Origin of the sequence: Halopseudomonas litoralis (assembly GCF_900105005.1) — a bacterium.
GTDB classification, from domain to species: Bacteria; Pseudomonadota; Gammaproteobacteria; order Pseudomonadales; family Pseudomonadaceae; genus Halopseudomonas; species Halopseudomonas litoralis.
Window position 1 is genome coordinate 2,328,435 of sequence record NZ_LT629748.1, and the last position, 25,793, is coordinate 2,354,227.

24 protein-coding genes are annotated in these 25,793 nt (G+C 58.6%); 7 read left to right on the plus strand and 17 right to left on the minus strand.

Annotated elements, in window-relative coordinates; genetic code table 11:
* Positions 1-17 precede the first annotated feature (17 nt).
* Both nadD and BLU11_RS11350 read right to left on the minus strand, forming a co-directional pair.
* Positions 18-656, minus strand: a complete 639-nt coding sequence (gene nadD / locus BLU11_RS11345; protein WP_090273447.1) for a nicotinate-nucleotide adenylyltransferase — start codon at positions 654-656, stop codon at positions 18-20.
* Positions 653-1,918 (minus strand): glutamate-5-semialdehyde dehydrogenase, encoded by a 1,266-nt coding sequence (locus tag BLU11_RS11350; RefSeq protein WP_231702193.1) that lies wholly within the window; start codon positions 1,916-1,918, stop codon positions 653-655. Before BLU11_RS11350 ends, nadD begins: the two co-directional genes overlap by 4 nt.
* 80 nt (positions 1,919-1,998) lie before the next feature.
* Here BLU11_RS11350 and BLU11_RS11355 point away from each other — a divergent pair, with 80 nt between their 5' ends.
* The 3 genes from BLU11_RS11355 (at position 1,999) to BLU11_RS11365 (ending at position 4,557) form a co-directional block, all read left to right on the plus strand.
* On the plus strand, positions 1,999-2,709 hold the full coding sequence (locus tag BLU11_RS11355) for a DNA-3-methyladenine glycosylase (RefSeq protein WP_407920254.1): 711 nt from the start codon (positions 1,999-2,001) through the stop codon (positions 2,707-2,709).
* On the plus strand, positions 2,710-3,939 hold the full coding sequence (locus BLU11_RS11360) for a DedA family protein (protein ID WP_090273449.1): 1,230 nt from the start codon (positions 2,710-2,712) through the stop codon (positions 3,937-3,939).
* 162 nt (positions 3,940-4,101) lie between these two features.
* Positions 4,102-4,557, plus strand: a complete 456-nt coding sequence (locus BLU11_RS11365) for a MaoC family dehydratase (protein WP_090273450.1) — start codon at positions 4,102-4,104, stop codon at positions 4,555-4,557.
* Between the two features lie 99 nt (positions 4,558-4,656).
* On the opposite strand, the gene BLU11_RS11370 is transcribed toward BLU11_RS11365, so the two are convergent.
* The 3 genes from BLU11_RS11370 to BLU11_RS11380 all read right to left on the minus strand — a co-directional run bounded on the left by BLU11_RS11370 (position 4,657) and on the right by BLU11_RS11380 (position 6,769).
* A complete protein-coding gene (locus BLU11_RS11370; protein WP_090273451.1) occupies positions 4,657-5,403 on the minus strand; it encodes a siderophore-interacting protein in 747 nt (248 codons plus the stop codon).
* A gap of 12 nt (positions 5,404-5,415) precedes the next feature.
* Entirely contained in the window at positions 5,416-5,781 is a 366-nt protein-coding gene (locus tag BLU11_RS11375; RefSeq protein ID WP_197674190.1) for a MarR family winged helix-turn-helix transcriptional regulator, read from the minus strand.
* 511 nt (positions 5,782-6,292) lie between these two features.
* Positions 6,293-6,769 carry a pilin gene (locus BLU11_RS11380; RefSeq protein WP_090273453.1) on the minus strand — a complete coding sequence of 159 codons (477 nt, stop codon included), beginning with the start codon at positions 6,767-6,769 and terminating at the stop codon, positions 6,293-6,295.
* 270 nt (positions 6,770-7,039) lie between these two features.
* Here BLU11_RS11380 and BLU11_RS11385 point away from each other — a divergent pair, with 270 nt between their 5' ends.
* Positions 7,040-7,525: a tetratricopeptide repeat protein gene (locus BLU11_RS11385; protein WP_090273454.1), complete on the plus strand. Its 486-nt coding sequence runs from the start codon at positions 7,040-7,042 to the stop codon at positions 7,523-7,525.
* Positions 7,526-7,626: 101 nt separating this feature from the next.
* Here BLU11_RS11385 and BLU11_RS11390 read toward each other — a convergent pair whose 3' ends face one another.
* From BLU11_RS11390 to mpl, 3 genes are read right to left on the minus strand one after another with little or no spacing between them, the layout of a single operon-like run.
* Positions 7,627-8,109 (minus strand): sn-glycerol-3-phosphate transporter, encoded by a 483-nt coding sequence (locus tag BLU11_RS11390; protein WP_231702194.1) that lies wholly within the window; start codon positions 8,107-8,109, stop codon positions 7,627-7,629.
* Between the two features lie 59 nt (positions 8,110-8,168).
* Positions 8,169-8,774: a flavin prenyltransferase UbiX gene (locus BLU11_RS11395; protein ID WP_090273455.1), complete on the minus strand. Its 606-nt coding sequence runs from the start codon at positions 8,772-8,774 to the stop codon at positions 8,169-8,171.
* Positions 8,767-10,128: a UDP-N-acetylmuramate:L-alanyl-gamma-D-glutamyl-meso-diaminopimelate ligase gene (gene mpl, locus BLU11_RS11400; RefSeq protein ID WP_090273456.1), complete on the minus strand. Its 1,362-nt coding sequence runs from the start codon at positions 10,126-10,128 to the stop codon at positions 8,767-8,769. The genes BLU11_RS11395 and mpl overlap by 8 nt, the downstream gene beginning before the upstream one ends.
* Positions 10,129-10,383: 255 nt before the next feature.
* Here mpl and BLU11_RS11405 point away from each other — a divergent pair, with 255 nt between their 5' ends.
* Entirely contained in the window at positions 10,384-11,643 is a 1,260-nt protein-coding gene (locus BLU11_RS11405) for a 6-phosphofructokinase (RefSeq protein WP_090273457.1), read from the plus strand.
* A gap of 171 nt (positions 11,644-11,814) precedes the next feature.
* Entirely contained in the window at positions 11,815-12,342 is a 528-nt protein-coding gene (ppa, locus tag BLU11_RS11410) for an inorganic diphosphatase (RefSeq protein ID WP_090273458.1), read from the plus strand.
* 70 nt (positions 12,343-12,412) lie between these two features.
* Here the strand turns inward: ppa and BLU11_RS11415 are convergent, their stop codons facing one another.
* The 9 genes from BLU11_RS11415 to tssI form a co-directional block, all read right to left on the minus strand.
* Entirely contained in the window at positions 12,413-13,366 is a 954-nt protein-coding gene (locus BLU11_RS11415; RefSeq protein ID WP_090273459.1) for a tetratricopeptide repeat protein, read from the minus strand.
* A gap of 21 nt (positions 13,367-13,387) precedes the next feature.
* Positions 13,388-14,794 (minus strand): cytochrome c3 family protein, encoded by a 1,407-nt coding sequence (locus BLU11_RS11420; protein WP_090273460.1) that lies wholly within the window; start codon positions 14,792-14,794, stop codon positions 13,388-13,390.
* Positions 14,795-14,859: 65 nt separating this feature from the next.
* The gene (locus tag BLU11_RS11425; RefSeq protein WP_090273461.1) at positions 14,860-15,192 is read right to left on the minus strand and encodes a YnfA family protein; all 333 of its coding nucleotides are present in this window, start codon (positions 15,190-15,192) and stop codon (positions 14,860-14,862) included.
* Positions 15,189-15,692, minus strand: a complete 504-nt coding sequence (locus BLU11_RS11430; protein ID WP_090273462.1) for an acyl-CoA thioesterase — start codon at positions 15,690-15,692, stop codon at positions 15,189-15,191. Before BLU11_RS11430 ends, BLU11_RS11425 begins: the two co-directional genes overlap by 4 nt.
* A gap of 308 nt (positions 15,693-16,000) precedes the next feature.
* On the minus strand, positions 16,001-16,945 hold the full coding sequence (locus BLU11_RS11435) for a DUF6708 domain-containing protein (protein ID WP_090273463.1): 945 nt from the start codon (positions 16,943-16,945) through the stop codon (positions 16,001-16,003).
* Entirely contained in the window at positions 16,942-17,865 is a 924-nt protein-coding gene (locus tag BLU11_RS11440; protein WP_090273464.1) for a DUF6708 domain-containing protein, read from the minus strand. The genes BLU11_RS11435 and BLU11_RS11440 overlap by 4 nt, the downstream gene beginning before the upstream one ends.
* Positions 17,862-21,122 (minus strand): toxin VasX, encoded by a 3,261-nt coding sequence (locus BLU11_RS11445; RefSeq protein WP_090273465.1) that lies wholly within the window; start codon positions 21,120-21,122, stop codon positions 17,862-17,864. Before BLU11_RS11445 ends, BLU11_RS11440 begins: the two co-directional genes overlap by 4 nt.
* Positions 21,119-21,979: a DUF4123 domain-containing protein gene (locus BLU11_RS11450; RefSeq protein ID WP_090273466.1), complete on the minus strand. Its 861-nt coding sequence runs from the start codon at positions 21,977-21,979 to the stop codon at positions 21,119-21,121. Before BLU11_RS11450 ends, BLU11_RS11445 begins: the two co-directional genes overlap by 4 nt.
* Entirely contained in the window at positions 21,976-24,054 is a 2,079-nt protein-coding gene (tssI, locus tag BLU11_RS11455) for a type VI secretion system Vgr family protein (protein ID WP_090273467.1), read from the minus strand. Before tssI ends, BLU11_RS11450 begins: the two co-directional genes overlap by 4 nt.
* Positions 24,055-24,274: 220 nt before the next feature.
* On the opposite strand from tssI, the gene BLU11_RS11460 reads away from it, so the two are divergent.
* Positions 24,275-25,630 (plus strand): MFS transporter, encoded by a 1,356-nt coding sequence (locus tag BLU11_RS11460; protein ID WP_090273468.1) that lies wholly within the window; start codon positions 24,275-24,277, stop codon positions 25,628-25,630.
* Positions 25,631-25,793 lie beyond the last annotated feature (163 nt).

Here is a 25,793-nt window from a genome sequence, read left to right on the forward strand (position 1 = left end):
GTGTTCAATTCCTAAAATCAGGGCCGGTATAGCCCTTTGGTTTCAATATAGCCAAGCACCGAATCGGGCAGCAGAAATCGCGGAGAGCGTCCTGCCTGAATCAGTGAACGGATATGCGTGGCCGATATGGCCAGTGGCGTCTGCGCCAGGCACAGAATCTCGCCATGGGTGGCCTGCATGGCCGATGCGTCGCCAACACTGCGCGCCGCCAGCAGATCCTTGAGCACTTCGGGCAGCTCCTGATCCTGCTCCGGCCGCTGTAATACCACCAGGCTGGCCAGCTGCAGGATCTCCTCCCACCGATGCCAGCCGGGCAAGCCACTGAAAGCATCCCAGCCGACAATCAGAAACAGCGCAGCCTCGGCACCCAGCTCGGCACGCAGCGATTCCAGCGTGTCGACCGTATAGGACGGTCGATCGCGCTGCAGCTCGCAGTCGTCCACCAGCAGGCTGGCATCCGACGCGGTCGCCAGGCAAACCATTTCCAGCCGCTGCTGGGCGCTGGCACCCGGCCGGTCCCGGTGTGGCGGCGTGGCGTTGGGGATCAGCCGCAACTCGTCCAGCGCCAAGTATTCACGTACCTCAACGGCGCTGCGCAAGTGTCCGAAGTGAATCGGATCGAATGTTCCTCCAAGCAGGCCGACGCGCAGGGTCACTGGCGAATGTGCCCATCACCGAAAACAACGTATTTCTCGCTGGTCAGGCCTTCCAGCCCGACCGGGCCACGGGCGTGCAGCTTGTCGGTGGAGATACCGATTTCCGCACCGAGGCCGTATTCAAACCCATCGGCGAAGCGAGTCGAAGCATTGATCATCACCGAGCTGGAATCCACTTCGGCGAGAAAACGTCTGGCCCGGGTGAAATCCTCGGTGACAATCGACTCGGTATGCTGCGAGCTGTAGCGATTGATGTGATCCATCGCCTCATCCATGTCCGCCACCACGCGAATCGACAGGATCGGCGCAAGGTACTCGGTGGACCAGTCTTCCTCGCTCGCCGCCGTCGCCTGCGGCAGGATGGAACAGGTCTGCGGACAACCGCGCAATTCTACCTGCTTGTCGGCATAGAGTGCTGCCATGCGCGGCAGAAACTCTGCCGCAACGTCGCGATGCACCAGCAATGTTTCCATCGCATTGCACACACCGTAGCGGTGGGTCTTGGCATTCAGCGCAATGGCCTCGGCCTTGCTCATGTCAGCGCGGTCATCCACGTAGACGTGGCAGATGCCATCCAGATGCTTGATCACCGGCACGCGCGCGTCACGGCTGATGCGCTCGATCAGCCCCTTGCCGCCCCGCGGCACTATCACATCCACATATTCCGGCATGCTGATCAACGCGCCAACGGCGGCGCGATCGGTAGTCTCCACTACCTGCACCACTTCTTGCGGCAGACCGGCGGCATCCAGACCCTGGCGGATGCACTGCGCGATGGCTCGATTGGAATGGATCGACTCGGAGCCACCGCGCAGGATGCAGGCATTGCCAGACTTCAGGCACAGGCTCGCTGCCTCAACGGTCACGTTCGGCCGCGACTCGTAGATGATGCCGATCACACCGAGCGGCACACGCATGCGCCCGACCTGAATGCCTGAGGGCAGGAACTTCATATCGCGAATCGCACCGATGGGGTCGGCCAGCGCAGCCACCTGACGCAGGCCTTCGACCATGCCCTGAATACCCGCAGGTGTCAGCGCCAGTCGATCCAGCATGGCATCATCCAGCCCGTTATCGCGACCAGCCTGCAGATCCAGCCCATTGGCCTCGATCAGATCGGCGGCAGCCGCTTCAATAGCGTCGGCAGTGGCCAGCAGAGCCTTGTTCTTGACCGCCGTGGTGGCCCGCGCAATGACGCGCGAGGCCTGGCGCGCCTGGCGCCCCAGCTCGGACATGTATTCGGTTACCTGATCAGCGCTCATCTGTTCACCACCCTACAGCCAAAACGAAAGTCAACATTATACCGGCGCCTCCAGACGCTGGACAGGGCGAAACTGCTATCATCACAGACATGTCTGCGACCAATTCTTTCAATCGAGCCTCAAGCCCTCTGCCACGGGCCTTTTTCCAGCGTGACAGCCGCGAGCTGGCGGTGCATCTGTTGGGCAAGGTCATTCGCCATTATCACCAGGGCCACTGGCTGTCGGCTCGCATCATAGAAACCGAAGCCTACCTGCGTGAGGAAAAGGGCAGTCATGCCTCGCTGGGCCTGACCCCATCACGCCGCGCCCTGTTCATGGACGCAGGGACACTCTACATGTACTACGCCCGTGGCGGCGACTCGCTGAACATCAGCGCCGCCGGTGAAGGCGACGGTGTACTGATAAAATCCGGCTATCCGGTAGTTGATGATATCAGCGGCCCAGACAGCCTGGCACTGATGCAGGAGCTTAACCCAGCCGCCAATGGCCAACCGCGCCCGACCGCCAAGCTGTGCAATGGCCAGACTCTGCTGTGCCGCTCGCTGCATCTGAAGGTTCCTGTGTGGAATGCGCAGATACCGGACCCCGAATGCCTGGTCATTGACGATGACGGCTATCGGCCCCAGCAGATCATCCAGACCACCCGACTGGGCATCCCCCTGGGTCGCGATGAACACCTGCCCTACCGTTTTGTCGACAGCGCCTATGCACCCTACTGCACACGCAACCCGCTGGGCCGAACACGCCAGGAAGGCCGCGACTATCAACTGCTCGACAACGTACCGAGTTGAATGGATAGCCTGCTGAGCGGTGAACTGATCGCCTGGCTGGGCACCCATACCCGCTGGCTGGGGCTGGCGATTTTTCTCATTGCCCTGACCGAATCATTAGCCGTCGCCGGCTTGGTGATACCCGGCGTACTGCTGCTGTTCGCCGCCACCGCGCTGGCCGGCGGCGGCGATCTCAGCTTGTTCGGCGCATTGGCTTGGGCTTTCTCTGGGGCGGTATGCGGTGATCTACTGAGCTTTTCACTGGGGCGCTGGTTTCATCAGGACATCCGCCGCCTGGGGATATTCGCCCGCCATCCACAATGGATTGACCGCGGCGAAGGTTTTTTCCGCCGCTACGGCATCTACAGCATTGTGCTCGGCCGCTTCATCGGCCCGATCCGCCCGATCATCCCAATGATCGCCGGCATGTTCGACATGCCCATCTGGCGTTTTCTACTGGTCAATATTCTCTCCGCACTCGCCTGGGCACCAGTGTATGTGCTGCCGGGCTATGTGGCAGGTAGCGCTGTGCGCTGGCCGGTGCCGGAGTTCTTCTGGCATCAGGCGGCTATCCTGGGCGGCGGCCTGGCCCTGCTCGGCCTTGTCCTGCTGTTATTACTCCGCGCACAGGAGCGCTGGAGCAGCCTGGCTGCTGCCGGACTCTGCCTGCTGGCCATGCTCTGCCTACCGCTGGCAACGCCATGGCTCTCGGTAGTTTATGGCAGTCTCGGTGAGTGGCTGGCCAGTGTCGACTATCCTCGCCTGTCAGCACTGCGCTTGTGGTTACAGCCACTCACCGGCGAAGCTCTGCTATGGCTTCTCTACCTGCCCGCACTGGGCCTGCTGGCCGTATTGCGCCAGGGCTGGCAGTTTTTGTTTCTACTCATCGGCGCCGCCCTTTGTCTGGCGCTGGGGCTGTTGCCCGGCAGCCACGCCACCCTGCTGGCACTGGAGCTGACCTTGATCCTCAACGTCATCATGCTGGTCAATCGTCATCAATCGTTCTGGCTGCGCCTGAGTTGGGGTCTGTATGCCCTACCCGCATGCGCACTGCTGATCACCGCCTGGCTTGTGCTGCCGCTGCCCCTACCGGTGATACTGGGCAGCGTGTTCCAGTTAGCCTGTGCGGCATTGCTTGCCATCTGGCTGGTGGAGCGCGGCGGGCCACTGCCGGCATTGCCGCGCCCCTGGTCAGTATTATTGCCCGCCTGGCCGCTCGTGGCAGGGTTGTTATTGCTTCAAGGCCTGTGATGCACCGCAGGATGCAGGCCATAGCCCGGCGCACCGGTCACGGCATTCAGCAAACCAATGAGACGATCGATGCATTGACCCCCGCTCCATGCTCTTGCCACCATGACCACACCCCATCGCTGCCAGCCAGCGACCAACAACAATATCGCCATGGAGAACGCCATGACCGCTGTAGCCGTATCTGAACTGACTTCCTATATCGGTAAAGACCTGGGCCATTCCGAATGGCTGCTGATCGACCAGCAGCGCGTCAACCAATTCGCCGAATGTACCGGTGACCACCAGTTCATTCATATCGACGAAGAAAAGGCCAAGGAGACCCCCTTCGGCGGCACCATCGCCCACGGCTTCCTGTCCCTGTCATTGATTCCCAGCCTCTCCGCCGGTCTCGCCATACGCCCAGAAGGCCTGAAGATGGCCGTCAACTACGGTCTGGACAGCGTGCGCTTCATTCAGCCGGTACGCGTCGGCTCACGGGTGCGCATGCAATTGACGGTAATTGACGTAACCGAAAAGAACCCCGGCCAGTGGCTGGTAAAATCCCGCGCCACGCTGGAGATCGAAGGGGTAGACAAGCCGGCTTATATTGCCGAGACACTGGCGCTGTATTTCGTCTGAGACCTGCAGTTCCGCGAACTCAAGACGCCCCTCTTCGCCTACCTGGACGCCCTCTTCCCTCGTGGGAGAGACTCCCGGCACGCTGAGAGGGGGCGAATTTCACTCCCCGAACGCCTCGCCATCCTCGCGCTTGACCACCTTATGCTGATCCTCGCTACTGCCACATTTCCAGTAGCTGGATATATACAGATCCTGCCGCGCCACTTGGCGCTCCTCCTTGAAATACCGGCGCAGCTCGCGCATTTCGCTGAACTCACAGGCGGCCCAGACACTGGGACGGCCTGACAGCCATTCCAGCTGACGCACACGATTGACAAGCACGCGGCTATCTTTGCCAGGGTGAGCGTTGATCACCCAATGCAGGGCGAATGATGGCGGATGTTCGAGAGTCTGGATATCACCTTCCTCGGCAACCTCAATCACCGCATAGCCTCGTGCATCAGCCGGCAATTGCTCGATGCTGACACTCATCGCCGGTAGCGCAGTCATATCGCCCGCCAGCAGGAACCAGTCCGCGCTATTATCCACCAGCTTCTTCGGGCCTGGCCCGCCAACGCGGATGTCATCGCCTGGGCGCGCACTCTTCGCCCAATTGGAAGCCGGCCCGCCATCGCCATGTATCACGAAATCCACATCAAACTCGCCGGCGCGCTGATAGCGTACGGTGTAGGTGCGCATCAGATCTTTGCCGCCGTCCTCCCCTGGAAAAATCAGTTTGATATAGGCGCTTTCCTGATCCGCCGGGAAGGTGGCGATCTCGGCACCGCCCAGGGTGAGCCTGAGCATGTTCGGCGTAATATAGCGCGAAGCAATGACCTGCAGAGTACGAGGTGCTGGACGAGACATGGTACCTCCTGATTAGTCGTTAAGATTATCGGTTATCTGATTGGCAGTCCTGATGAAAGCCTCGATCTGCTCCTCGCTAAGGCCGCGGGTCATGCGCTCGGCGGTCGCTGATTCCAACTCCGCCACGTGCAACATCAGCGCCTGGCCCTCGGCGCTGAGCTCAAGCAACTGGCTGCGACCATCTTCCGGATTGCCGCGCTTGACGATCAACCCCGCGCCAAGCAATTCGTTGAGCACCCGGGTGACCTGCGCTTTGTCCCGCTGCATCCGCACCGCCAGCAACTGCGCAGTGCACTTGGGTATTAAGGCAACCCCCTTCATCGCGCGCACATGAGTAACAGGTAGGTCGACGCCCGACGCCTGCATAGCCCGCCGCATGTGCGACCTGTAAGCGTGGGTTAATTGCTGAAGCGGATCAGCGAGGAAACGGTGTTTCATAGCGCACCTATTTGGTTGACAGGGTCAACTTATAGGAAAAGATTGACTATATCAACTAAATCCTCGACACATTGGCAAGCCAAGTTGTCACATCGTCCAGCGTCTGGGCATCCAGAATGCTATCTGCCACGGCTCCAGCTCGGCAGAGGTTGCCTGCTGCGGGCTGTGAGTAGAGCGGGCCAAAACGGCGGGGCAGCTGACGATGCAAGACGTAAATGTACCTGAACTAATCCCGGCTCTACGCTTGCATGTTGGGCTTAAACTTCGAGCAACCCCGACTCCACAAACAATAATCCCCGGAGAGCCGGGGATTGTTTTTAAAGTCAGGCCGTAAATGTACCTGACCTCTTTATGCTAATCCCCGGCGAACCGGGGATGTCGTATAACAGAGGAGCCGAACAAATCAGCAAGTCAGAAAAGAATATTCATCTCCAATTAGCTCACACTTAACTTAACCGCGACAAGAGCCAGGAAGAAACTTCTGGGGAATTGTGGTACCGTCAGTCGCACTACCACAGCGCCATGCTTGAATAGTGCCTCCGGCAGTTGGTGCCGCGGTCATACCCGTATCAGAAAAAGGCTTGAGGGTCAGAACGTTAGTATCAATATCTGAGTTAATCCCCTGAGCAGTAACAGTGATCATTCCATCATCATCGGTTACTACAGATGTAACATAGTTAGAAATCTCAGTCGCTGTCGTGTCGCTCTCACAGCCCCAGTCTCCCGCGCCCGGCAAGGTACTAGCGCTCTGAACTACTTCAGTAATAGTAGTGCGGCACGCTGACGCCGCTAAAACCACTTCTGACATCTTTGCCCGCGCCGTATAATCCTGATAAGCCGGCAACGCAATCGCAGCCAAAATCCCGATAATCGCTACAACAATCATCAGTTCAATAAGTGTAAAACCTTTCTGCATTTGAGCTTTCATTTCTCAACTCCATTTGTATGTGAGATAGCCTTTGGGCTGATAGGCTCAAAGCAGCTTCCGTGCCAGCTTGGCATTCCCGTAGACAATCAAAGCTCTGCGCCATGCTAGACGTGGCCTGGAGAGTGCATGGAGCTTGTACGGCAGGTGGGTTGGTTTGCTATTCTGCGCTCCGTAGCTCTTGAAGGCTCACGCTGGCACACCAACCACTACGCCAACAATCTGTAATGGCATGACAACCTCTATGCCAAACCATCACTGTAGGGATAAAACGTGAACGCAATCAGTTTGGACTCCGCCATCATTGTCACCGAGATAAGCAAACGCACCTTGTGGCGGCGGTTGACTGACGGGCAGATCGGGCGGCTGGAGAACGATACGCGCGGCCGGGCCATGTTGGACTTTGATGATCTGGTGCCTTTGCTGTGTATTTCGGTTGCGCCGGAGGATTACGAGCTGTTCATCAGTGCCGATGCAGGTGATGCCGATGCGCAGAATGATCTGGCTCAGTTGTTTCTCTACGCCGGTAAACCCGAGATCGCTCTATATTGGCTGCAGTCAGCTGTCACCGCTCCGCAGTCAGTAGTCAGCGTGGATGCGATGCATAACCTTGCAACGCTTTATTTCCAGGGAATTGGCGTGCCGCAGGATGAAAATACTGCGTTGATGTGGTTGGCCAAGGCGGCCTCACATGGGCATGTTATTGCGGAGCAGCAAATGAATGCGTTAATGCAGCGGGCGGTTAAAGTGGAGGGGTGAGTTGGTGAACCCGGGGCGCCCTACGCACGCCGTCGCGCCGAGGCGGCCCTTCTACAACAGACTGGCTCGCGCCGGAGCGCCTTGCACTTGCGTCATGTATTTCACAACTTGAAGCCCACGTTGACCATGGTTGCTGCTGTACCCAGTAGCACCACATCCACCCCTAGCCTGCGATAACTGGCCCCGAGCGAGGGGATCGCGGCTGGTGCTATGCCGAAGCGGTTGAAGGGGATCTTGTCGCGGTATTCACCCCGGTAGCCGTGCAGCAGTCCGGCGGTGAGTTTGGCGTTGAATGGCGTGCCGGCAAAGTCGAAGCGCTTTCCGACATAACCATAATGGGACCGCCCACCAAAGGAGTGACGGAAGGTTGCCGCCCCCCACAGGTAGCTGTCATCCCTATGCCGTTCAAGGCCAATCAGGTTCTGGTTGTTGTTATGCTCGGGGGCTGGGCTGAAGTGTTTGGTCCAGACGCTGCCCTGAACATACCAGTACGGCTGGGAGTCAACCGGCCCAGCCAGCTCTCGCAGGGCTGTCGGGATATCCCGTGTCTGCGCGGAAGCATGATCGCTTACCCCGCTCGCCATTGTATTACCCACAACCACGCACAATGCCAGGCCGCAGCCGACAACAGACCAACGCCCCATCACTCCCCCCAACGCGGCATCAGTGTCTGCTCATATCCCAGTTGATTGAGTATCCGCGCCACCACGAAGTCCACCAGATCATTGATCGACTCGGGCCGGTGATAGAAGCCGGGGCTGGCCGGCAGGATCACTGCGCCCATGCGGCTCAGTTTGAGCATGTTTTCCAGGTGGATGGTGGAATAGGGGCTTTCTCGGGGGACCAGGATCAGTTGTCGGCGCTCTTTGAGTGCTACGTCAGCGGCGCGCTCGATCAGGTTGTTGCTGGCGCCGGTGGCGATGGCTGACAAGGTGCCGGTGCTGCACGGGCAGACGACCATGGCTGAGGGTGCGCCGGAGCCGGAAGCGACCGGAGCCATCCAGTCCTGCTTGCCGTAGACGCGAATCTGCCCTGGTTTGGCGTTGTAGCGTTCGGTCAGGAACTGTTCCAGAGCCTGGGGCTTGGGTGGCAATTGCAGTTCGGTCTCGGTGGCCACGACCAACTGTGCGGCCTGGGAGATGAGAAACAGCACCTGCACTTCGGCCTGCACCAGACATTCCAGCAGGCGCAGCGCGTACTGCGCGCCCGACGCGCCGGTCACTGCCAGCGTCACTCTCCGCTCAGCCATGTTTCATCTCCAGCGCCTGCTTCATGCGTTGATGGATGCCGCCGAAGCCGCCGTTACTCATGATCACGATGCGGGTGCCGTGCGCGGCGCGGGTCACCACCTGATCAATGATGGCGTCGATATCGGTCATCACCTGCGCCGGAACCGGGCTTTGTTCAACCACGCCGTCCAGCGACCAGTCCAGCCCAGCCGGTTGGTACCAGATGACCTCGCTGGCATTTTTCACACTGGCTGGCAGCGCTGCCATGTGGCTGCCCAGGCGCATGGTATTGGAGCGTGGCTCGATGACAGCAATAAGCTGCTTCTCACCGATCTGCGCGCGCAATCCAGCGAGCGTGGTCGCTATGGCGGTGGGATGGTGTGCGAAGTCGTCGTATAGAATGATACCGTTGATCTCCGCCAGTTTTTCCATGCGTCGTTTGGGGCTGGCGAAGCCGGCGAGTGCGGCGATGCCCTGTTGCGGGGTGACTCCGACATGCCGCGCCGCTGCCAGTGCAGTCAAGGCATTGGCCACGCTGTGCGCGCCGGTCTGCTGCCATTCGGCAACACCCTGCAATGCGCCATCGAGCAAGACTTCAAAGCGCGAGCCATCGGCTGCCAGCAATCTGGCCTGCCAGTTGCCGCCCTCCCCGGTGGTCTGGCAAGGCGTCCAGCAGCCCATGTCGACTACTCGTTGCAGTGCCTGCTCCTGCTGCGGGTAGATGATCAGTCCGCTGGCGGGAATGGTGCGTACCAGATGGTGAAACTGCCGCTCGATGGCGGGCAGGTCGGGGAATATGTCTGCGTGATCAAATTCGAGATTGTTCAGAATGGCGGTGCGCGGGCGGTAATGGACGAACTTCGAGCGTTTGTCGAAGAAGGCGCTGTCGTATTCGTCGGCCTCGACCACGAAGAAAGGCGTGTCGCCCAAGCGTGCTGAAATGCCGAAGTTCTGCGGCACGCCACCAATCAGAAAGCCAGGCGCCATGCCGGCGTCTTCCAGAATCCAGGCCAGCAGGCTGGAGGTCGTGGTCTTGCCGTGGGTGCCGGCGACGGCCAATACCCAGCGGTCCTGCAATACGTGCCGGGCCAGCCATTCGGGGCCGGAGACGTAGGGAATGCCCTTGTCCAGCACATATTCCACTGTTGGGTTGCCACGCGAGAGGGCGTTGCCGATTACTACCATGTCCGGTGCGGGGTCCAGATGCGCGGCGTCATATCCTTCCATCAACTGAATGCCCTGAGCTTCCAGCTGGGTACTCATGGGCGGATAGACGTTGGCGTCGGAGCCGCTGACCTGATGCCCGAGATCCCGCGCCAGCAAGGCCAGCGAACCCATGAACGTACCGCAAATACCGAGAATGTGCAGATGCATCGGCCAACCCTGTAGTCAAACTGTCAAGCGGCCGATACTAACATGGGCCGCCCCCCTCTCCCCAGCCCTGGCATCCTGCTGGAAAGGAAGGCAAACACCACCCGACAGGCAATCATGCAAAACGGCGCTCATTCGGCTATCATGCGCGCCATTCTTTCGCCAACTATCGTTCTGCAGTAAGTGACAGACCTCGTGCAACCGTTTCGGTAGTCCGGTTGTCGTATCTGGCATCAGCCCACACATCATGGAGTCAGCATGACCGTCAAAAATGCCTTTTATGCTCAATCAGGCGGAGTAACCGCAGTCATCAACGCCTCCGCTGCCGGGGTGATTGAAGCTGCGCGCCAGCATCCGGATCGCATCGGTAAAGTCTACGCTGGTCGCAATGGCATTATTGGCGCCCTGACCGAGGACCTGATCGATACCAGCCTCGAGTCGGCGGAAAACATCGCTGCGCTGCGTCACACGCCTTCCGGTGCCTTTGGCTCCTGCCGTTACAAGCTGAAAAGCCTGGAAGCCAACCGCGCTGAATACGAGCGGCTGATCGAGGTATTCAAGGCTCACGATATTGGTTACTTCTTCTATAACGGCGGTGGCGATTCTGCGGACACCTGCCTGAAGATTTCCCAGCTGGCGGAAACCATGGGTTATCCGATTCAGGCCATTCACGTGCCGAAGACGGTCGATAATGACCTGCCGATCACCGACTGCAGCCCCGGCTTCGGCTCGGTCGCCAAGTATGTTGCCACCTCCATCCGCGAAGCTGGCTATGACGTGGCCTCCATGTCCGCCACCTCGACCAAGGTGTTCATCCTCGAAGTCATGGGCCGCCACGCCGGCTGGATCACCGCCGCCTGCGGTCTGGCCAGCGAAGCCGAAGGCGAGGCGCCGCACATCCTGCTGTTCCCTGAAATCGAGTTCGACGAGGCTGCGTTCCTGGCTCGCGTCGACGAGTGCGTGAAGACCCACGGCTACTGTGTGATCGGGGTGTCCGAAGGCATCAAGAATGGCGAAGGTAAGTTCCTCTCCGAATCCGGCCTGACCGATGCCTTTGGCCACGCCCAGCTGGGCGGCGTTGCGCCGACCATTGCCAATCTGGTGCGCGACAAGCTCGGTCACAAGTATCACTGGGCGGTGGCCGACTACCTGCAACGTGCGGCTCGCCATATCGCTTCCAAGGTCGATGTCGATCAGGCTTACGCCCTCGGTCAGGCGGCTGTTCGCATCGCACTGGAAGGCAAGAACGCCATCATGCCGGCGATCCGCCGTCTCGAAGACACGCCCTACCGCTGGGACATCATCGAAGCGCCACTGAGTGAAGTGGCCAACGTCGAGAAGTTCATGCCGCGTGAATTCATTACCGAAGACGGCTTCCATATCACCGACGCTTGTCGTGAGTACCTGTCGCCGCTGATCCAGGGCGAAGACACTCCTCCGTTCAAGAATGGTCTGCCGGATTATGTACGTCTGCAGAACCTGCCGGTAGAGCGCAAGCTGGCCCCGTTCGAGGTGTGAAATTGACCGCTGTGCCCGTCCATCCACAGGACGGCGGGCACAGCGGGGTGCTGGACTAAGGTTTAACTTGGTAAACCCCGCCCAAGCGCCTATAATCTCCGCCCATATTTTTCATGGCGTCAGTTGCATAGACGACCATCCCTTTTCACCGTGTCCCGCATCAGGTAACCCATGAGCTACGACCAGATCCCAGCAGGCAAGGACGTCCCCAACGACATCTATGTCGCCATCGAAATCCCGGCCAACCATGCGCCCATCAAGTACGAGATCGACAAGGACAGCAACGCGCTGTTCGTCGACCGCTTCATGGCGACCCCGATGTTCTACCCGGCCAACTACGGCTTCATTCCGAACACCCTGGCCGACGATGGCGACCCGCTGGACGTATTAGTAGTTACGCCGCACCCGGTTGCTCCCGGCGCAGTGATCCGCTGCCGCCCGGTTGGCGTGCTGCACATGACCGACGATGGCGGTGGCGATGCGAAACTGATTGCCGTCCCGCACGACAAGCTGTCCGTGCTGTACAAGGACATCAAGGAACATACCGACCTGCCTGAACTGCTGATCCAGCAGATCCAGCATTTCTTTGAGAACTACAAAGATCTGGAAGCCGGCAAGTGGGTCAAGATTGACCGCTGGGGCAACGCTGACGAAGCCCGTGCGGAAATTGTGAAGGCAGTCGACGCTTACCAAAAATAAGTGTTCCGCCGATGAGAAGCCGACCCACAAGGTCGGCTTTTTTTATGCCTGATCGTGCGCCACCGGCAGATCAGTGTGGAGCGGGCATCTTGTCCGTAGTCATGCGTTGCAATCTGAGTGCTTGCTGGTCCGCAGGGTCCCGTTGCAGCAATGCTTCGATATAATGCCGCGCAAGCTCCTGATTACCATGACGCAGGGCGAAGCTGGCACCGGCCCACAACAGTTCGCGGTTGTTCGGATGCCGTGCACTGGCAACAGTCAGCAGTTCCAACGCCTCTTTCGGGGCTTCCGACTCCAAGGCGACCGCCAGAATATAGCCGGTGCGAGGATCTTCAGGGCTCAGCCTCCAGGCTTCTCGGAAGTGTTTCAACGCCTCATCTCGCTGCTGTTGCCGCACCAGCGACAAACCCAGCGCGTAATGCAGCAACCCGTCTTCCGGCATCAACTCCAGGGCATCATGCAATAGCCGCCCGGCAGCTTTCTCTCGTCCCTGGCTGCGCAGCAGATCGGCCAGGTTCAGATAGGCGGCGACATGCAATGGCTCGGTGCTGATCGCCCTATCCCAAGCCTCCTCCGCTTCGCCGCTGCGCCCCTGACGCAGGCGCAACATTCCGAGCTGACCGAGGTGGCCGGCCCGGTCGGAATTGATTTCCAGTTCCTGTTCATATTCGCGCAAGGCGCGATCAAAACCTGTCTGGTGTGATGGAGGTATGGCAGCGTCGGCAAGCAGGCTGGCGACCAGACTCCGCACGCTGCGCAGGGGATCATCCAACAGCGGCAGCAGCTGGCGGGTGCGCAGCGCGATCGGTGCATCTTCCATCGCCCTGATGCTACCCAGGCGTACCAAGGGGTCGGTATCGGCCAGACCACGAATAAGCGACGCCAATGGCTCCCCTCCCGCCTCCGGATTCAGTCGCTGCGCGGCACTGCCCCGGACAATCGGCGCCAGTTGCGAATCATTGACCAGCGCCGCCAACTCCAGCTGCGCGGCCGGTTCACCCTGATCTGCCGCAGCGATGGTCACGGCGTGGTGGGACGCACTTTGTCAGCGCCCCTGCGGAAACCAGTCGACAATCTGCTGCGCCGCCCATTCCGGCTCCCGGTCGGTGTGGCAACTGGTGCAGGCGTCTGGCGTTCCCAGCTGCTGCGCCAGATCCGGGCGCGGTACGGTGATGCTGTGGTCCCGCCGCGGGTCAATGACCATGTAGGTGCGCTCAGGCATATGACAGCTGACACATTGTGCGCCATCGGAACTCGCGGAGTGAAAGTGATGTTCCGGTCGATCGAACTCGACAGGCGAATGGCAGGTGGAACAGAGCGCATTGCCTTCTGCACGGAGCTTCTGGCTGTGGGGCTCATGGCAATCACTACAGGTCACGCCCGCCTGGTGCATTTTGCTCTGGGCGAAGTTGCCACTGATGAATACCTCCTCACGTTGCTGACCATCAGCAAAATACAATGGATCAACCAACAGCTCCGGACGGTAGAAGTCCAGCAGCGGCAAACCGGCATGATAGCCCTCGGTAACCACGCTGCGCAGGGAATGACATTGGGCGCAAATCTGTTGTTCCTTGTCGGTTGCCAGGGGTTTGCTGCGCCGGGCTGTGACACGCTCCAGCTCATGCATCCAGTGCATGTCACGGCGTTCATCAAGCAGTACGGTAAGCCCCTTGTCCGGCCAGGATTGCCCTTCAGCCCATTCAAGATGCCGACTGCCCGGCCCGTGGCAGGATTCGCAGGTCACGCCCAATTCGGACCACTGCGCGGAGAACGCCTGCGTCTGAGCATCGTAGCCCTTGCGATAGTCGGTGACGTGACAATCGGCGCACATGAAATTCCAGTTCTGATTGGGCCCCGTCCAATGCAGCGGGTCGGTATGGGTAAGCTCATCATCGGGGTATATATGAAACCAGCGTTGCCCCCCGGCAGCGACCGGGCGGGTGTCCCAGGCGATGGATAATACCTGAAGACGGCCGCCACCCAGATCTATCAGGTATTGCTGCAGCGGATCGACGCCAAAGGTATATAGAACTTCGTACTCGGTCAGTTGGCCATCGGGCCCATCGGTGGTCACAAGGAATTTATCACCCTCCTGACGAAACTGGGAGCGGATACCCGCATAGTCAAAATGAGTACCGTTGAAATCCGCCAGCACGCTGTCAGCCGTTGCATGGGCCATGGCGTGGGCATGCTGTGAGTCTTGCCAGGCAAGATGCTGTTCGGAATGGCAGCCGGCACAACTCTCGTTGCCCGTGAACTCGGCCAAGGGCTTGGGCTGAGACGGTTTGCTCGGTTCAGGGTGGGTACCAGCTTCGCCGGGCGACGCCGTCGATGAGGTCTCTGGGCCACTATGGATAAGATAGTTGGCAAGAGCCGCCATGAGCAGCAACAGCGCTGCCATCAGCGCAAGTGTCGGCAAAGGACGGTGGGGAAATCGTTTGGGTGCTGCCATGTTTTTATCTTGTTTTTATTTTTGAAATCGTAAAAGGTGATCTGCTGCCTGCCGCCCTGTTTATCTCATATCGATGATCCTCTGGGCGCAAGCATGATGATCGCCATTCCCAGAATGGCCACCGCTGACCCAACCAGGTCCCAGGTTGTCGGTTTGATGCCATCGACCAGCCAGAGCCAGATGATGGCCGTGCCGATATAAACCCCACCATATGCCGCATAGACCCGGCCAGCGGCCGTTGGGTGAAGCGATAGCAGCCATGCGAAGAGCGCCAGCGATGCTGCAGCCGGGATCAACAGCAGAATACTTTTGCCTTGTTTCAACCACAGGTATGGCAGATAGCAACCCACGATTTCAGCCACCGCGGTGAGCGCGAACAGAGCAAATGTCTTGGTCATGCGGAGCTGTCCGAGTTGAAGTCGGTCGCTTTCATTTCCTGATAACGCTGCTCCAGTTCCCGGCGAATCTGCCTGCGCTGCCTGGCCTGGAAGAACCTGCGCTTCTGTTCCGAGGTAACCTGCTCCAGCGGCGGGACGGAGGTAGGCTTGCCGCTATCATCCACTGCGACCATGGTGAAAAAGCAGCTGTTGGTGTGGCGAACCGTTTTGGCGCGGATATCTTCAGTGATGACCTTGATACCTATCTCCATGGACGTAGTCCCCGTGTAATTGACCGAAGCCAGAAAGGTCACCAGCTCACCCATCTGAATAGGCTGGCGGAAGTTCACCTGGTCCACGGACATGGTCACTACATAATGTCCCGCGTAGCGACTGGCACAGGCGTAGGCGACTTCATCCAGGTATTTGAGCAAGGCACCACCATGCACATTGCCGGAAAAATTCGCTTTGTCCGGCGTCATCAGGACGGTCATGGTCAGTTCTGCGCTGTGGGCCAGCATGGCATTCGCTCTGCAGTTTCGGGGCGTCACTTTAATGTTTTCTGCGACATCCTGCCACAGGCGAAGCGATGCGAGGGAGATGGCGGTATTCCCCAGAGCCGCATCGAACCCTTGATGAACGACTCGCGATAAGACAGGAGTGAGCATCGAGGGCATCTACCCCTGACAAACCTTGCTTTAGCCTGAAAATGGTATTTATAGCTTCCGTCCACGATAGATGTACATCCGCCACCCTCTGCTTGAATAATGAAAGTACGTCTTGCTCCTGATGCTTTCGAAAACAGATTCGGCTCCTGCGGCGGCTTGAGTCATATACCAGGTGTCCCCCCAGCCAGATCTGCTTCCCGCTCGGCAACGGCCCGCTCCAGCTCAATGGAGCGGCGTGCCCACTGCTCGGGCGGTAGAGGGCGAGACCAAGCAACGATGTCCGGATCGGTCAAGTCGGGCGGCGGTAGCAGTTTCCGCTCCTGTAGATAAAAGCCCAGTGGAGCGCCAAGAAGGAAGGTAAAGAACAGGTCCTTGAGGGCTGATTTAAAATCCCCTTTGATCAACGACTTTAGCGCATCACCTATCAAGCTGAACAACCACCCGAGGAGACTGCGCCCTGTGGCTTCGCCTTCAAAGGAGCATCTTGGAACGGCCTCCGGTCCGACCTCCATATAACTGCGTATACACTCCCATAAACGCATGGCGGTGATGCCCCCACCACAACTGAAGCCCAGATTGAAATGCTTATTCTCTTCCGTTGCGTCCGGGTCAGGATTGGTAAAGCCGACCACCAATAGTCCCTGGGTGGTCTTGCCATGCTGGCCAATCGAAGAGACAGCTGTGGCGACGGCACTCACTTGCTCCCAGGGCACTATCCAGTAACTACCATCCTTCTGCGACACACAGACTTCCCGCCGTTGGCGATTGAAGCGAACGGGAGGAGGCACAGGCTGGGTCAGACCATAAAGAAAAATCAGAATAGGAATCCCACAAAAGCACATGAATCCGTACCAATAGAAAGAGTCTCCAATGACTTCTGCGCCGGTTAACCAGCCCATCCATATAAACAGCACCAGCAAGGGCCAAATAACCATTACTGCGGAACCAATACTGTATGACCCAATATCGAGAAACACGTCATTCTTGCGCCAGATAATATTCAGCATGTCCCTGGGCGGCTGGCCGGTGGGAATATGTGGCGGGGCAAGGTAATCGTCACGGGAAAACAGGCCCTTCTTGCTGGTGCCTGCGGCGGGTTGGGTCATATACCAGGTGTCTCCCCAGCCAGATCTGCTTCCCGCTCGGCAACGGTCCGCTCCAGCTCGATGGAGCGGCGTGCCCACTGCTCGGGCGGTAGAGGGCGAGACCAGGCAGCGATGTCCGGGTCGGTCAAGTCGGGCGGCGGTACGAGCTTCCAGTTCTGCAATTTCTCGGCAAAATAGGTTCCCAGAAAGACCACGAAGAACAGTCCCTGCATGACATCCTTGATATCACCCTTGCGCAGACTGGTTACGATAGAACCCATCTGGGTTTCCTCGTATGGCCTCCTGCCGAGGCGAGTATCAGGCACCGCCTCGGGCCCGACTTCCATATAACTGCGTATACACTCCCATAAACGCATCGCAGGGATGCCGCCGCCACAACTGAAGCCCAGACTGAAGTGCTTATTCTCTTCCGTTGCGTCCGGGTCAGGATTGGTAAAGCCGACCACCAATAGTCCCTGGGTGGTCTTGCCATGCTGACCAATCGAGGAGACAGCTGTGGCGGCGGCACTCACTTGCTCCCAGGGCACTATCCAGTAGCTGCCATCCTTCTGCGGTACACAGACTTCCCGCCGTTGGCGATTGAAGCGTACGGGAGACGGGACCGGCCGGATTAAACTGTAAAGCAGAACCAGAATAGGGATACCGAGCATGAAGAAAGCTAGAGAAAGCATTCCCCAGAAATATTCTCCTTCATTTCGCTCATTATAAATGGCTAAAGCGAAAATCAGGAATACGGGCCATATCACCATCAGTGCCGACCCAATACTGTATGACCCGATATCGAGAAACACGTCATTCTTGCGCCAGATGATATTCAGCATGTCCCTGGGCGGCTGACCGGTGGAAATATGTGGCGGGGCAAGGTAATCGTCACGGGAAAACAGGCCCTTCTTACTGGTGCCTGCGGCGGCTTGAGTCATACGGCGTCCTTGGGTTGCAGGTGTTGAGTACCGTCCAAACGATAGGATCTGACATCATCCAGCACGACGCTGGTATCTCCCGGGCGCAACTCGATTATCTCACCCTCGCTGAGCAGGGCATCAGGGCCCAGGGTATAGGCTATTCCACGGCTACCACCTATCACGGTCTCCATTCCTGCCAGCAACGCCAGTGGGCCGTGGTAGCGCAGCCGCAGCGAGGCTCGCAACAGGGGCCGAGCAAAGCTGCCACTCAGGCGCAGTCCCTGGCCTTCATCTGGAGGTATCCAGGTACAGCGACTGCTGCTGAGCCAAGCTTCGCCCAAATCAATCGGCGTACCCCGATTATCTCCGAACAAACGAAGCTTATCTGGCAGCGTGTTTCCACCCAGGGATAACTCCAGCAATACGCTAGCGGGATCAGCCGCAGGCAAATCTATGTTCAAGGCAGCAATAGCGTTCCGACTGACGCTGTCTCCCAGAGCGCCGGGGGTTCGTACACTTTGCACTTTTAACGCCAATCGTGGCTTATAGAGCAGCGCCAGTAGCAGCTCAAACTCTTGAAGTTGTACTTCCGGTTTGAGCTGTTCTTTCTTATAGGCTCGGCCATGTGACCAGCAGCAGCCTGCCAGATAATTCTGCAAGGGCGTGGCCTGGCGCGACCAGGAGTAAAGATAAAGACCGCCCAGCCCAAGCAGAAGTAAGTTAAGCGGTCCCATGGCCAGACGGAAACGGCGAATGGCGGTAGCAGTATCGATCTGATTGGCCAAACGCATGGTGGTCAGGCTGAGGCCAAGCAGGCCCTGCGTCCCATAGACAAGCATCTGTCCAGATACAGCCTGCCTGCGTATTTCCAGCCATGGGTCGATACGACTTCGAGCATTTTCTATCTGGGATCGTAAAGCTTTTAACTCTTGAAACGCTGCAATTGCCGAAACAGTCCCTACTACTCCGCCAAACAATGTCAAAGTTGGCGCAACAGTCGCGTTTCGCCCAATTTCATCCATACCCTTCCCAATAACTATCCAATTCTGCACCACCGCAGTCAGGGCAGCCGCGGTATACAGGGTCGCGGAAAGCCGCTCGGCGCGGCGCTGATCGCCTTCCCCTTCGAGTAACGCCCCTTGGCTAGCGTAGGTGCTGGCGTTCAGGGCATTCAGCAGCAGAGCGGCCAGCGGCAGGATGCCACCGCTGTTTTTTATAGCCGGTAATTGGGCTACTCCGGCAATCTGCCCGCTGCGAATGGCCTGAGCGGTGTTCTGTGTCCAGTGGCGCAGCGCATCCGCCTTCTGCCCAACAAGTCGCCAGGCTTCCACTCCATTTTCCATGGTACGCACCAACCGCGAGTCCTGACCGAAGCGTGCTGCCAGCATCAAACCCATCCAATGCCCAGCGATGCCGGTCTCCGCTCTGGTCAACAGCAACGCGGCCCCCAAACGGGATACGGTCCTGGCCCAATAGCCTTCAACATCATCGGCAAGCCGCTGAAACGCCAGCAAGGTGGGCTCATCCAAGGTGTTACCGAGCGCTGCGCGGGTCTCGGCCAGGTTGTCCAGACTGAGAGCCGCAACCACTTCGTTCAGGCGGCTGGTACTGTTGACTGCCGCTTCCAGGGGAGATCTCCAGGCATGGAAGATCAACCGCAAGCTGCCCAAGTCACCAGAACGCAAGTAACCAGCGAACTGCTCAGCTCCTGCCTGACGGCTGCACTGAGCACTGAGACAGGCATCGGCGAGCTCGTCCAGCCAGCGCTGGTGAGCGGGGTCAGCATGGTCAGCGAACCATGTGCCAGAAGCATGGCGGGGCAGAAAGCTGGCTCGGTCAGCGTACAAGGCAACATGACGCTCCTCCACCTGCCGATAATGTGCTGGAGCCTCGTCATCCAGCCACCCATTCATGCGCTCCAGATTGATGTGCTCAGTAACCTGGGCAGAGAAGCGCCCGCCGGCCAGATTGCTGGCCTTATCCTTGCGGTACTCCCGTACCAGTTGGCTGGCCTCGTGATAGAACTCAGGAGGTATGAAGTCTCGTACCGGTTGGGTTGCAGCATTGACCTCAGCATGTACATTGGCAAGCTTGGCGTCAGCTTCAGAATGGCCGTATAGCCGACCACGCTCCTGGTTGATTCGGCTTTCTTCCTCTAACAATTCTTCGAGCTGGCGTTGACTGGTGAGGATGGTCTCACTTTGTTCAGAGGTCAGGTGAATGTCTTGATCGCGGTAACGGTAGTTCAGCAGGTTGGCCACTTCACCCCCATCCTCGCGGATCAGGCTGCGAATAAAACCGCCAACGCTCTGTCGCAGGCTGTTATCAGCGACCCAGTTTTCATGCTCAGCTTCCACTTCCTCCTGTTCATGGTTGATATCCCGCAGTGCACCAAGATCATCATCCAGGCAAGCAAAGACAGCATGCAATTGACCAGCTTCGCTACGCGCCCGAGCAAACCAGACATCGGTAGCGGGCACATCCCAGGCCACCGAACTCCATTGCCCCGGCCCCTGCTCCTCTGATGCGGGATGGCGAGCAGCAGCAGTCGAGCCTTCGCTCAATTGGACAGAAGCATCCACGTAGGCCTGCACCCGCGCTGGTGTAGGCTCACGGCTCATCTGGTGACCGAGCACCCGGACATTCTCGCGGTAGCTATCGCCATGCTGTCGGTAGTCATGGGCCAACGCTTTGTCCCGTGCTTCAGGCATCAACTCGGCTACCAACTGGTCGCCCGCGTCCAGTGGCGGGCAGTGCGCCGCAGTGAGTACATTGGCGACCTGAGGCAAGTTGACATGACGCATATGAATCGTGCGCTCTTCAGCAGAATCGAGAAGACGCTGACAGACAGGTGCGGGCAATGGAATCTCGCAGAACATCAACCAGGCGGAGTGCTGCGTATTCAATGCGACACCCGTTTGACCGCCCATGGATACTGGCGTATCGGGCGCATCAAGCTCCTGCTCTAACAACAATCCATCATCTGCGATGGCATAGCGTTGCAGTTGGCTGTTTTGGTGCCAAATGTAGAGATAACCCTTGCGCAGGCATCGCAATGCCATAGGATGACTGCTTGGCGTTACACCTGGCTGAAAACTGGCATGCTCGGCTGCCTGTTCGGCCAGCGCATAGCGTACCGGCACGATAAAGAGCTCAGCCTGGCGCGCCGGGCAAGCGGCAACAGGGCTGGTCAGGTCTTCGCTGGCAAAATTCTTATTCGCGGCCTGATTGGCACTGGCCAGGCGCAAGACCTGGTCGTGGCTGTGAGTAGTCATACGATGACTTCCTTGTCGGTCAGCATTTGGCATTGCAGTTCCAGAACCAGGCGCTCCAACCGTTTTTTACCTGGCAGATGCGATGTGGCCAATATCTGTTGATAGACGTGGTGAGCCGGAGCCTTAGGGAAGTTGACTCCCAGCACAGAACAAAGACTCGCCCATTGCGCCACTTCGTCCGCCGCACTGTAGCCATGGTCCTGTGCGCCCTGCCGACAGGCAGCGGCCCAGGCGAAACGAGTGTTAGGCTCCCAGCCAGCCAGACAATCGGGGAAATACTGATCGATATGCCTCAGCAAACGCAGGTCAAACTCCATCAACTGAGCTCGGTTAAGTCGTTCGACCTGTTCATCACTCAAGCGTAGCCAAGGGGTATCGTTGTACTGGGCAGTAGTGGCCGGATGCGTACGGCGAATCTCATCTATTTGATCTTCACCATGCAAAACAGGCAAACGAATGCGCCGCATTGGCCCCATCATCCGATCGCATTCTTCTGGCGGCAAATCGGGTAACCAATGGCGCATGATTCGTGGATCATGGTATCGCAGCAGCACAGTCACGTCGGAGCCAATGCGGACATGAACAAGGCTGCGCAGATGCTCTACCAACGCCGACTCGTTCCCATCACTCTCAAGCCATAGTCCGGCACTAGCCTGCCAATGCTCGACAAAATGCTGCTCCAACCGACTACCCGTAGGCAGGTGAATCAGCAGTGGGCCGCTATCAGCCAAGGCATGGTAGCGCGTATTCTGATAGAGCAGATGAATCTCAGGGGCGTCTTCCAACTGATAAATTTGCACCATCAAATCATTCACCTGCGCGCTATCAAGTAGCAAATATGCGTGGGTAGTGGTCACGGCTTCTGCTCCTGTTGCTCGCAGATAGCGCAGAATGGTTTGACCTGTCTGGCCGCACGCTGCAACGCCTGTTTTTGCGCAGGGATCAGTACCTCAGGAGTCTTGTATGCACCCGCCTGGACAAGTAACCCACCACCTCTATCTGTATCTGCTGATTCCGTCTGCCCAGGCAAAACCGGCACCGCGCCGCTCCCCTTCCCCGCACTCCCACCCGAATTCATCCGCACCTGCGGCCCGACCAGACTCACCCCGCTGGGGTCGATCTTGACGAAGCTGCCTCCGGCTTTGAAGGTGATTTCGCTGCCGGCTTCGAGGACTACTTTCATGCCACTGGACAGGTGGATTTCCTGGCCGGCTTCGATGAACTGGCCAGTGCCGATCTTGATGTGCTGGTTATTGGCGATAGTCAGGTGGTCGTCGGCTTTGATTTCGGTTTTGCGGTCGGCGTGGGTGGTGTGGTGTTCTTCGGCCAGCAGTTCGGTGTAGCTGTTGGCCTCGACGCGGTCGTGGCGTTCGTTGCCCACGCGGATGTGCTGGTCGTGCTGGATGTTCTGGTCCCAGTCGCGCTGGGCGTGGATGAATATCTGCTCTTCACCGGCCTTGTCGTCGATACGCAGTTCATTGAAGCCGTCGCCGCCGGGGCTGCTGAGGGTTTTGAAGACGCTGCGGGTTTTGTGCTCAGGCAGGTTGTACGGGACTTGATGAGTCTTGTGGTACAGGCAGCCGGTGATCAGCGGTTGGTCGGGGTCGCCTTCGAGGAATGAGACCAGGACTTCCATGCCTATTCTTGGAATGGCGATGCCGCCGTAGCGGTCGCCGGCCCAGTTGCTGGCCACTCTCAGCCAGCAGCTGGTTTTGCCGTCGGCCTGACCGTGGCGGTCCCAGTGGAACTGGACTTTGACGCGGCCGTGTTCGTCGCAGTGGATTTCTTCGCCTTCGGGGCCGGTGATGACGGCGGATTGGCTGCCAGCGATGGGTTGTTTTTTGTGGACTGTTTGGGGGCGGAAGATCACATCCCAGGGGGTGGCGGTGAAGGTGTTGCGGTAGCCTTGGGTAAAATCCTCTTCTGGATTTACATCGCTGGTGACGGACTCTTCCAGTACCTGGGGTTGTTTGCCTTCGTGAGTTACCGAGGTCAGTAGCCAGAGATCATTCCAGTCTTCCCTGGGGTGCTCGGTCAGCGCCAAAAAGTGGCCGCTGATCAAGAGCGGCTGGTCGCTTTCTCCATTGACCAGGCGGTAGTCACTGCGGTGGGTTTCCAGGGTGCGGGTGGTGAGATGGGTGCCTCGGTCGCGGTGATTGAAGCGGCCTGGGTAGGCGTAGTCTTCCAAGGCGGGTAGAGCTTCGCTTTGCGCCGCGCTTTCCATCAGCAGGAGCGGCTTTTCGAAGTTGTAGTCGCGGCGGCTGACGTGGCTGGGGCGGGTTTGCAGGCGCAGGTTGAAGCGTTTGATGACCGGTTCGTCGGCGACCATGCCACTGCCCTGGTTGAAGCGGGTTGGCGGCAGTGTGGGGAAGAGGGTCTGGTCTTCGCCAAATACCAACTGATGCCCGTCCGGGCTGTGCTGGAAGTGATAGTGGATGCCTTCTTCTTCACACAGGCGCTGGATGAAATGCAGGTCGGTTTCGCCGTATTGGGTGCAATAAATACGCTCGGGACCTTCTTCACGCAGCTGGAAGCGGAAGCTGTCAGTGAAAATGCCGTGGCCCTTGAGTATCTCGGTGATGATCTGCGGCACGCTCTTGTGCTGGAAGATCTGCTGATTGGTCGCGTGTTGCAGGTAGGCCAGGCGCGGAACCAGGGTGACCCGGTAGCGGGTCAGGCGTTTGCCGGATTCGCCCTGGGCGATGCTGTGGATGAGACCGTGTATCCCCTTGCCCGGGCCGGCATAGTTGAGAAACACCGGCTGGTGCAGCAGGCTTTCGATATCCAGGTCTGGACGTTCGCTGACCAGATCCAGCTCGAAGCAATAGGGCTGGCTGATGGCTTCGGTGCCTTGAAATGACAGCACCTTGAAGTCGTGGTCGAGGCGGGGAATGTCGAGCGTGAAATACGCGGTATTGGCCGGGGCGAACATCCTGTGTTCCTTCGTCTGACGAACAAGCTGGCCGTTATATCAGAATCCGGACAGGCGGACCGACTCGGGAAAACAGGCCTGTGAGCCAGTTGGCAAAAAGGATGCAGGTGGCGCCGAAACCGCAGATCAGCGAAGATAGCGCCCCACTCTGTCTTATCCGCCCAGCCGGCCCGCCGCTGCGTGCGTGACAGCTCATTCATTAGAAAAATGCCCGCCGCCCATGCCCGAAAATATTGTCTCCAGCCAAGAAGCTCCAGCCAACTCCCGCTCCCGCGTCATGCTCGCCAGTCTCGTCGGTACCACTATCGAGTTCTATGACTTCTACGTTTACGCAACGGCTGCGGTGCTGGTCTTTCCCCATCTGTTCTTTCCGCCTGGCAACGAGACCATCGCGCTGCTGGCCTCCTTCGCCATTTTTGGTGCAGCGATGATCGCTCGCCCGCTCGGGGCGGTGTTTTTCGGGCATCTGGGAGACAAGGTCGGGCGCAAGAAAACCCTGATTTACGCCCTGTTCACCATGGGCGTCGCCACCTTCCTGATTGGTTTGCTGCCGACCTATCATGCGATTGGCTGGTGGGCGCCCTTGCTGTTGGTGATCATGCGTCTGGCGCAGGGGTTTGCCATTGGCGGCGAGTGGTCGGGAGCGGCGCTGGTGGCCACAGAGAATGCACCGGCAGGTAAACGCGCCCTATTCGGCACCTTCCCGCAACTGGGTGCGCCGCTGGGTTTCATTATCGCCAACGGACTGTTTCTGATCGTCGCCGCCGCACTGCCGTCGGATGATCCATCGCGTCCGTCCGAGGCGTTTCTCGACTGGGGCTGGCGCATCCCCTTCCTGTTCTCCGCGGTGATGGTGATTATCGGCCTGTGGATTCGCCTGAACCTAGTGGAGAGCAAGACCTTCTCGAAAACCGTCTCCGCCGGCAAGGTAGTCAAGCTGCCCTTGGGTGAAGTGATGCGCAAGAACTGGCGCGAGCTGATTCTCGGCACTTTCTACATGCTCGCGACCTACGTGTTGTTCTATTTGATGACCACCTTTTCGCTGAGCTATGGACGCGCGCCGATAGAGCCGGCAGCGGGTCAACTGTCCGGGCTGGGTTACAGCTATAACAACTTCGTGCTGATGCTGATTGTCGGTGTGGTGTTCTTCGGTATATTCACGCTGCTGTCCGGCCTGGTGGCCGACAGGCTGGGCCGGCGCAAGACGTTGATCCTGGTCACCCTGGGTATCATCGGGTTCAGCCTGCTGTGGGTGCCGCTGCTCAATATGGGTTTCGTCGGGGTGATGGCCTGGCTGATTCTCGGCTTCAGTCTGATGGGCATGACCTTCGGTCCCATGGGCGCCCTGCTCCCCGAGCTGTTCCCCACCAATGTGCGCTATACCGGATCGGGGATTTCCTACAACGTATCGTCCATCCTCGGCGCTGCCGTTGCACCCTTTATCGCCGTCTGGCTGTGGAGTGTGGGTGATGGCAGTCCTTTCCTGGTCGGGGTTTATCTTGCCAGCATGGCATTCATCACGCTGATTGCGCTGGTGGTTGGCAAAGAGACCAAGAACGTCGACATCAATCACTGACGCGGCAGGATCTGAGCGGAGCTCGCCGTATTATCGCAAGCTCCGCTCAACTCCATCGAGCCAACAGCGCAACGACCAGCGTTCCCATTTGCGCTTTATCCACCAGGCTTTTAAAATAGCCGCCACCCGGCCAGCAGTGCTCCTCACTGCAAGCATCCGGCTC

What these genes read in the sequence shown, in the direction of transcription:
- BLU11_RS11365 (WP_090273450.1), top strand. Translation starts at nt 4,102, where the DNA reads ATGACCGCTGTAGCCGTATCTGAACTGACTTCCTATATCGGTAAAGAC.
- BLU11_RS11460 (WP_090273468.1), top strand. Translation starts at nt 24,275, where the DNA reads ATGCCCGAAAATATTGTCTCCAGCCAAGAAGCTCCAGCCAACTCCCGC.
- BLU11_RS11360 (WP_090273449.1), top strand. Translation starts at nt 2,710, where the DNA reads ATGGATAGCCTGCTGAGCGGTGAACTGATCGCCTGGCTGGGCACCCAT.
- mpl (WP_090273456.1), bottom strand. Translation starts at nt 10,128, where the DNA reads ATGCATCTGCACATTCTCGGTATTTGCGGTACGTTCATGGGTTCGCTG.
- tssI (WP_090273467.1), bottom strand. Translation starts at nt 24,054, where the DNA reads ATGTTCGCCCCGGCCAATACCGCGTATTTCACGCTCGACATTCCCCGC.
- BLU11_RS11395 (WP_090273455.1), bottom strand. Translation starts at nt 8,774, where the DNA reads ATGGCTGAGCGGAGAGTGACGCTGGCAGTGACCGGCGCGTCGGGCGCG.
- BLU11_RS11420 (WP_090273460.1), bottom strand. Translation starts at nt 14,794, where the DNA reads ATGGCAGCACCCAAACGATTTCCCCACCGTCCTTTGCCGACACTTGCG.
- BLU11_RS11440 (WP_090273464.1), bottom strand. Translation starts at nt 17,865, where the DNA reads ATGACTCAAGCCGCCGCAGGCACCAGTAAGAAGGGCCTGTTTTCCCGT.
- BLU11_RS11375 (WP_197674190.1), bottom strand. Translation starts at nt 5,781, where the DNA reads ATGCGGCGGGCTATGCAGGCGTCGGGCGTCGACCTACCTGTTACTCAT.
- ppa (WP_090273458.1), top strand. Translation starts at nt 11,815, where the DNA reads ATGAGCTACGACCAGATCCCAGCAGGCAAGGACGTCCCCAACGACATC.
- BLU11_RS11405 (WP_090273457.1), top strand. Translation starts at nt 10,384, where the DNA reads ATGACCGTCAAAAATGCCTTTTATGCTCAATCAGGCGGAGTAACCGCA.
- BLU11_RS11445 (WP_090273465.1), bottom strand. Translation starts at nt 21,122, where the DNA reads ATGACTACTCACAGCCACGACCAGGTCTTGCGCCTGGCCAGTGCCAAT.
- BLU11_RS11370 (WP_090273451.1), bottom strand. Translation starts at nt 5,403, where the DNA reads ATGTCTCGTCCAGCACCTCGTACTCTGCAGGTCATTGCTTCGCGCTAT.
- BLU11_RS11350 (WP_231702193.1), bottom strand. Translation starts at nt 1,918, where the DNA reads ATGAGCGCTGATCAGGTAACCGAATACATGTCCGAGCTGGGGCGCCAG.
- BLU11_RS11380 (WP_090273453.1), bottom strand. Translation starts at nt 6,769, where the DNA reads ATGAAAGCTCAAATGCAGAAAGGTTTTACACTTATTGAACTGATGATT.
- BLU11_RS11425 (WP_090273461.1), bottom strand. Translation starts at nt 15,192, where the DNA reads ATGACCAAGACATTTGCTCTGTTCGCGCTCACCGCGGTGGCTGAAATC.
- BLU11_RS11430 (WP_090273462.1), bottom strand. Translation starts at nt 15,692, where the DNA reads ATGCTGGCCCACAGCGCAGAACTGACCATGACCGTCCTGATGACGCCG.
- BLU11_RS11390 (WP_231702194.1), bottom strand. Translation starts at nt 8,109, where the DNA reads ATGGCGAGCGGGGTAAGCGATCATGCTTCCGCGCAGACACGGGATATC.
- BLU11_RS11435 (WP_090273463.1), bottom strand. Translation starts at nt 16,945, where the DNA reads ATGACCCAACCCGCCGCAGGCACCAGCAAGAAGGGCCTGTTTTCCCGT.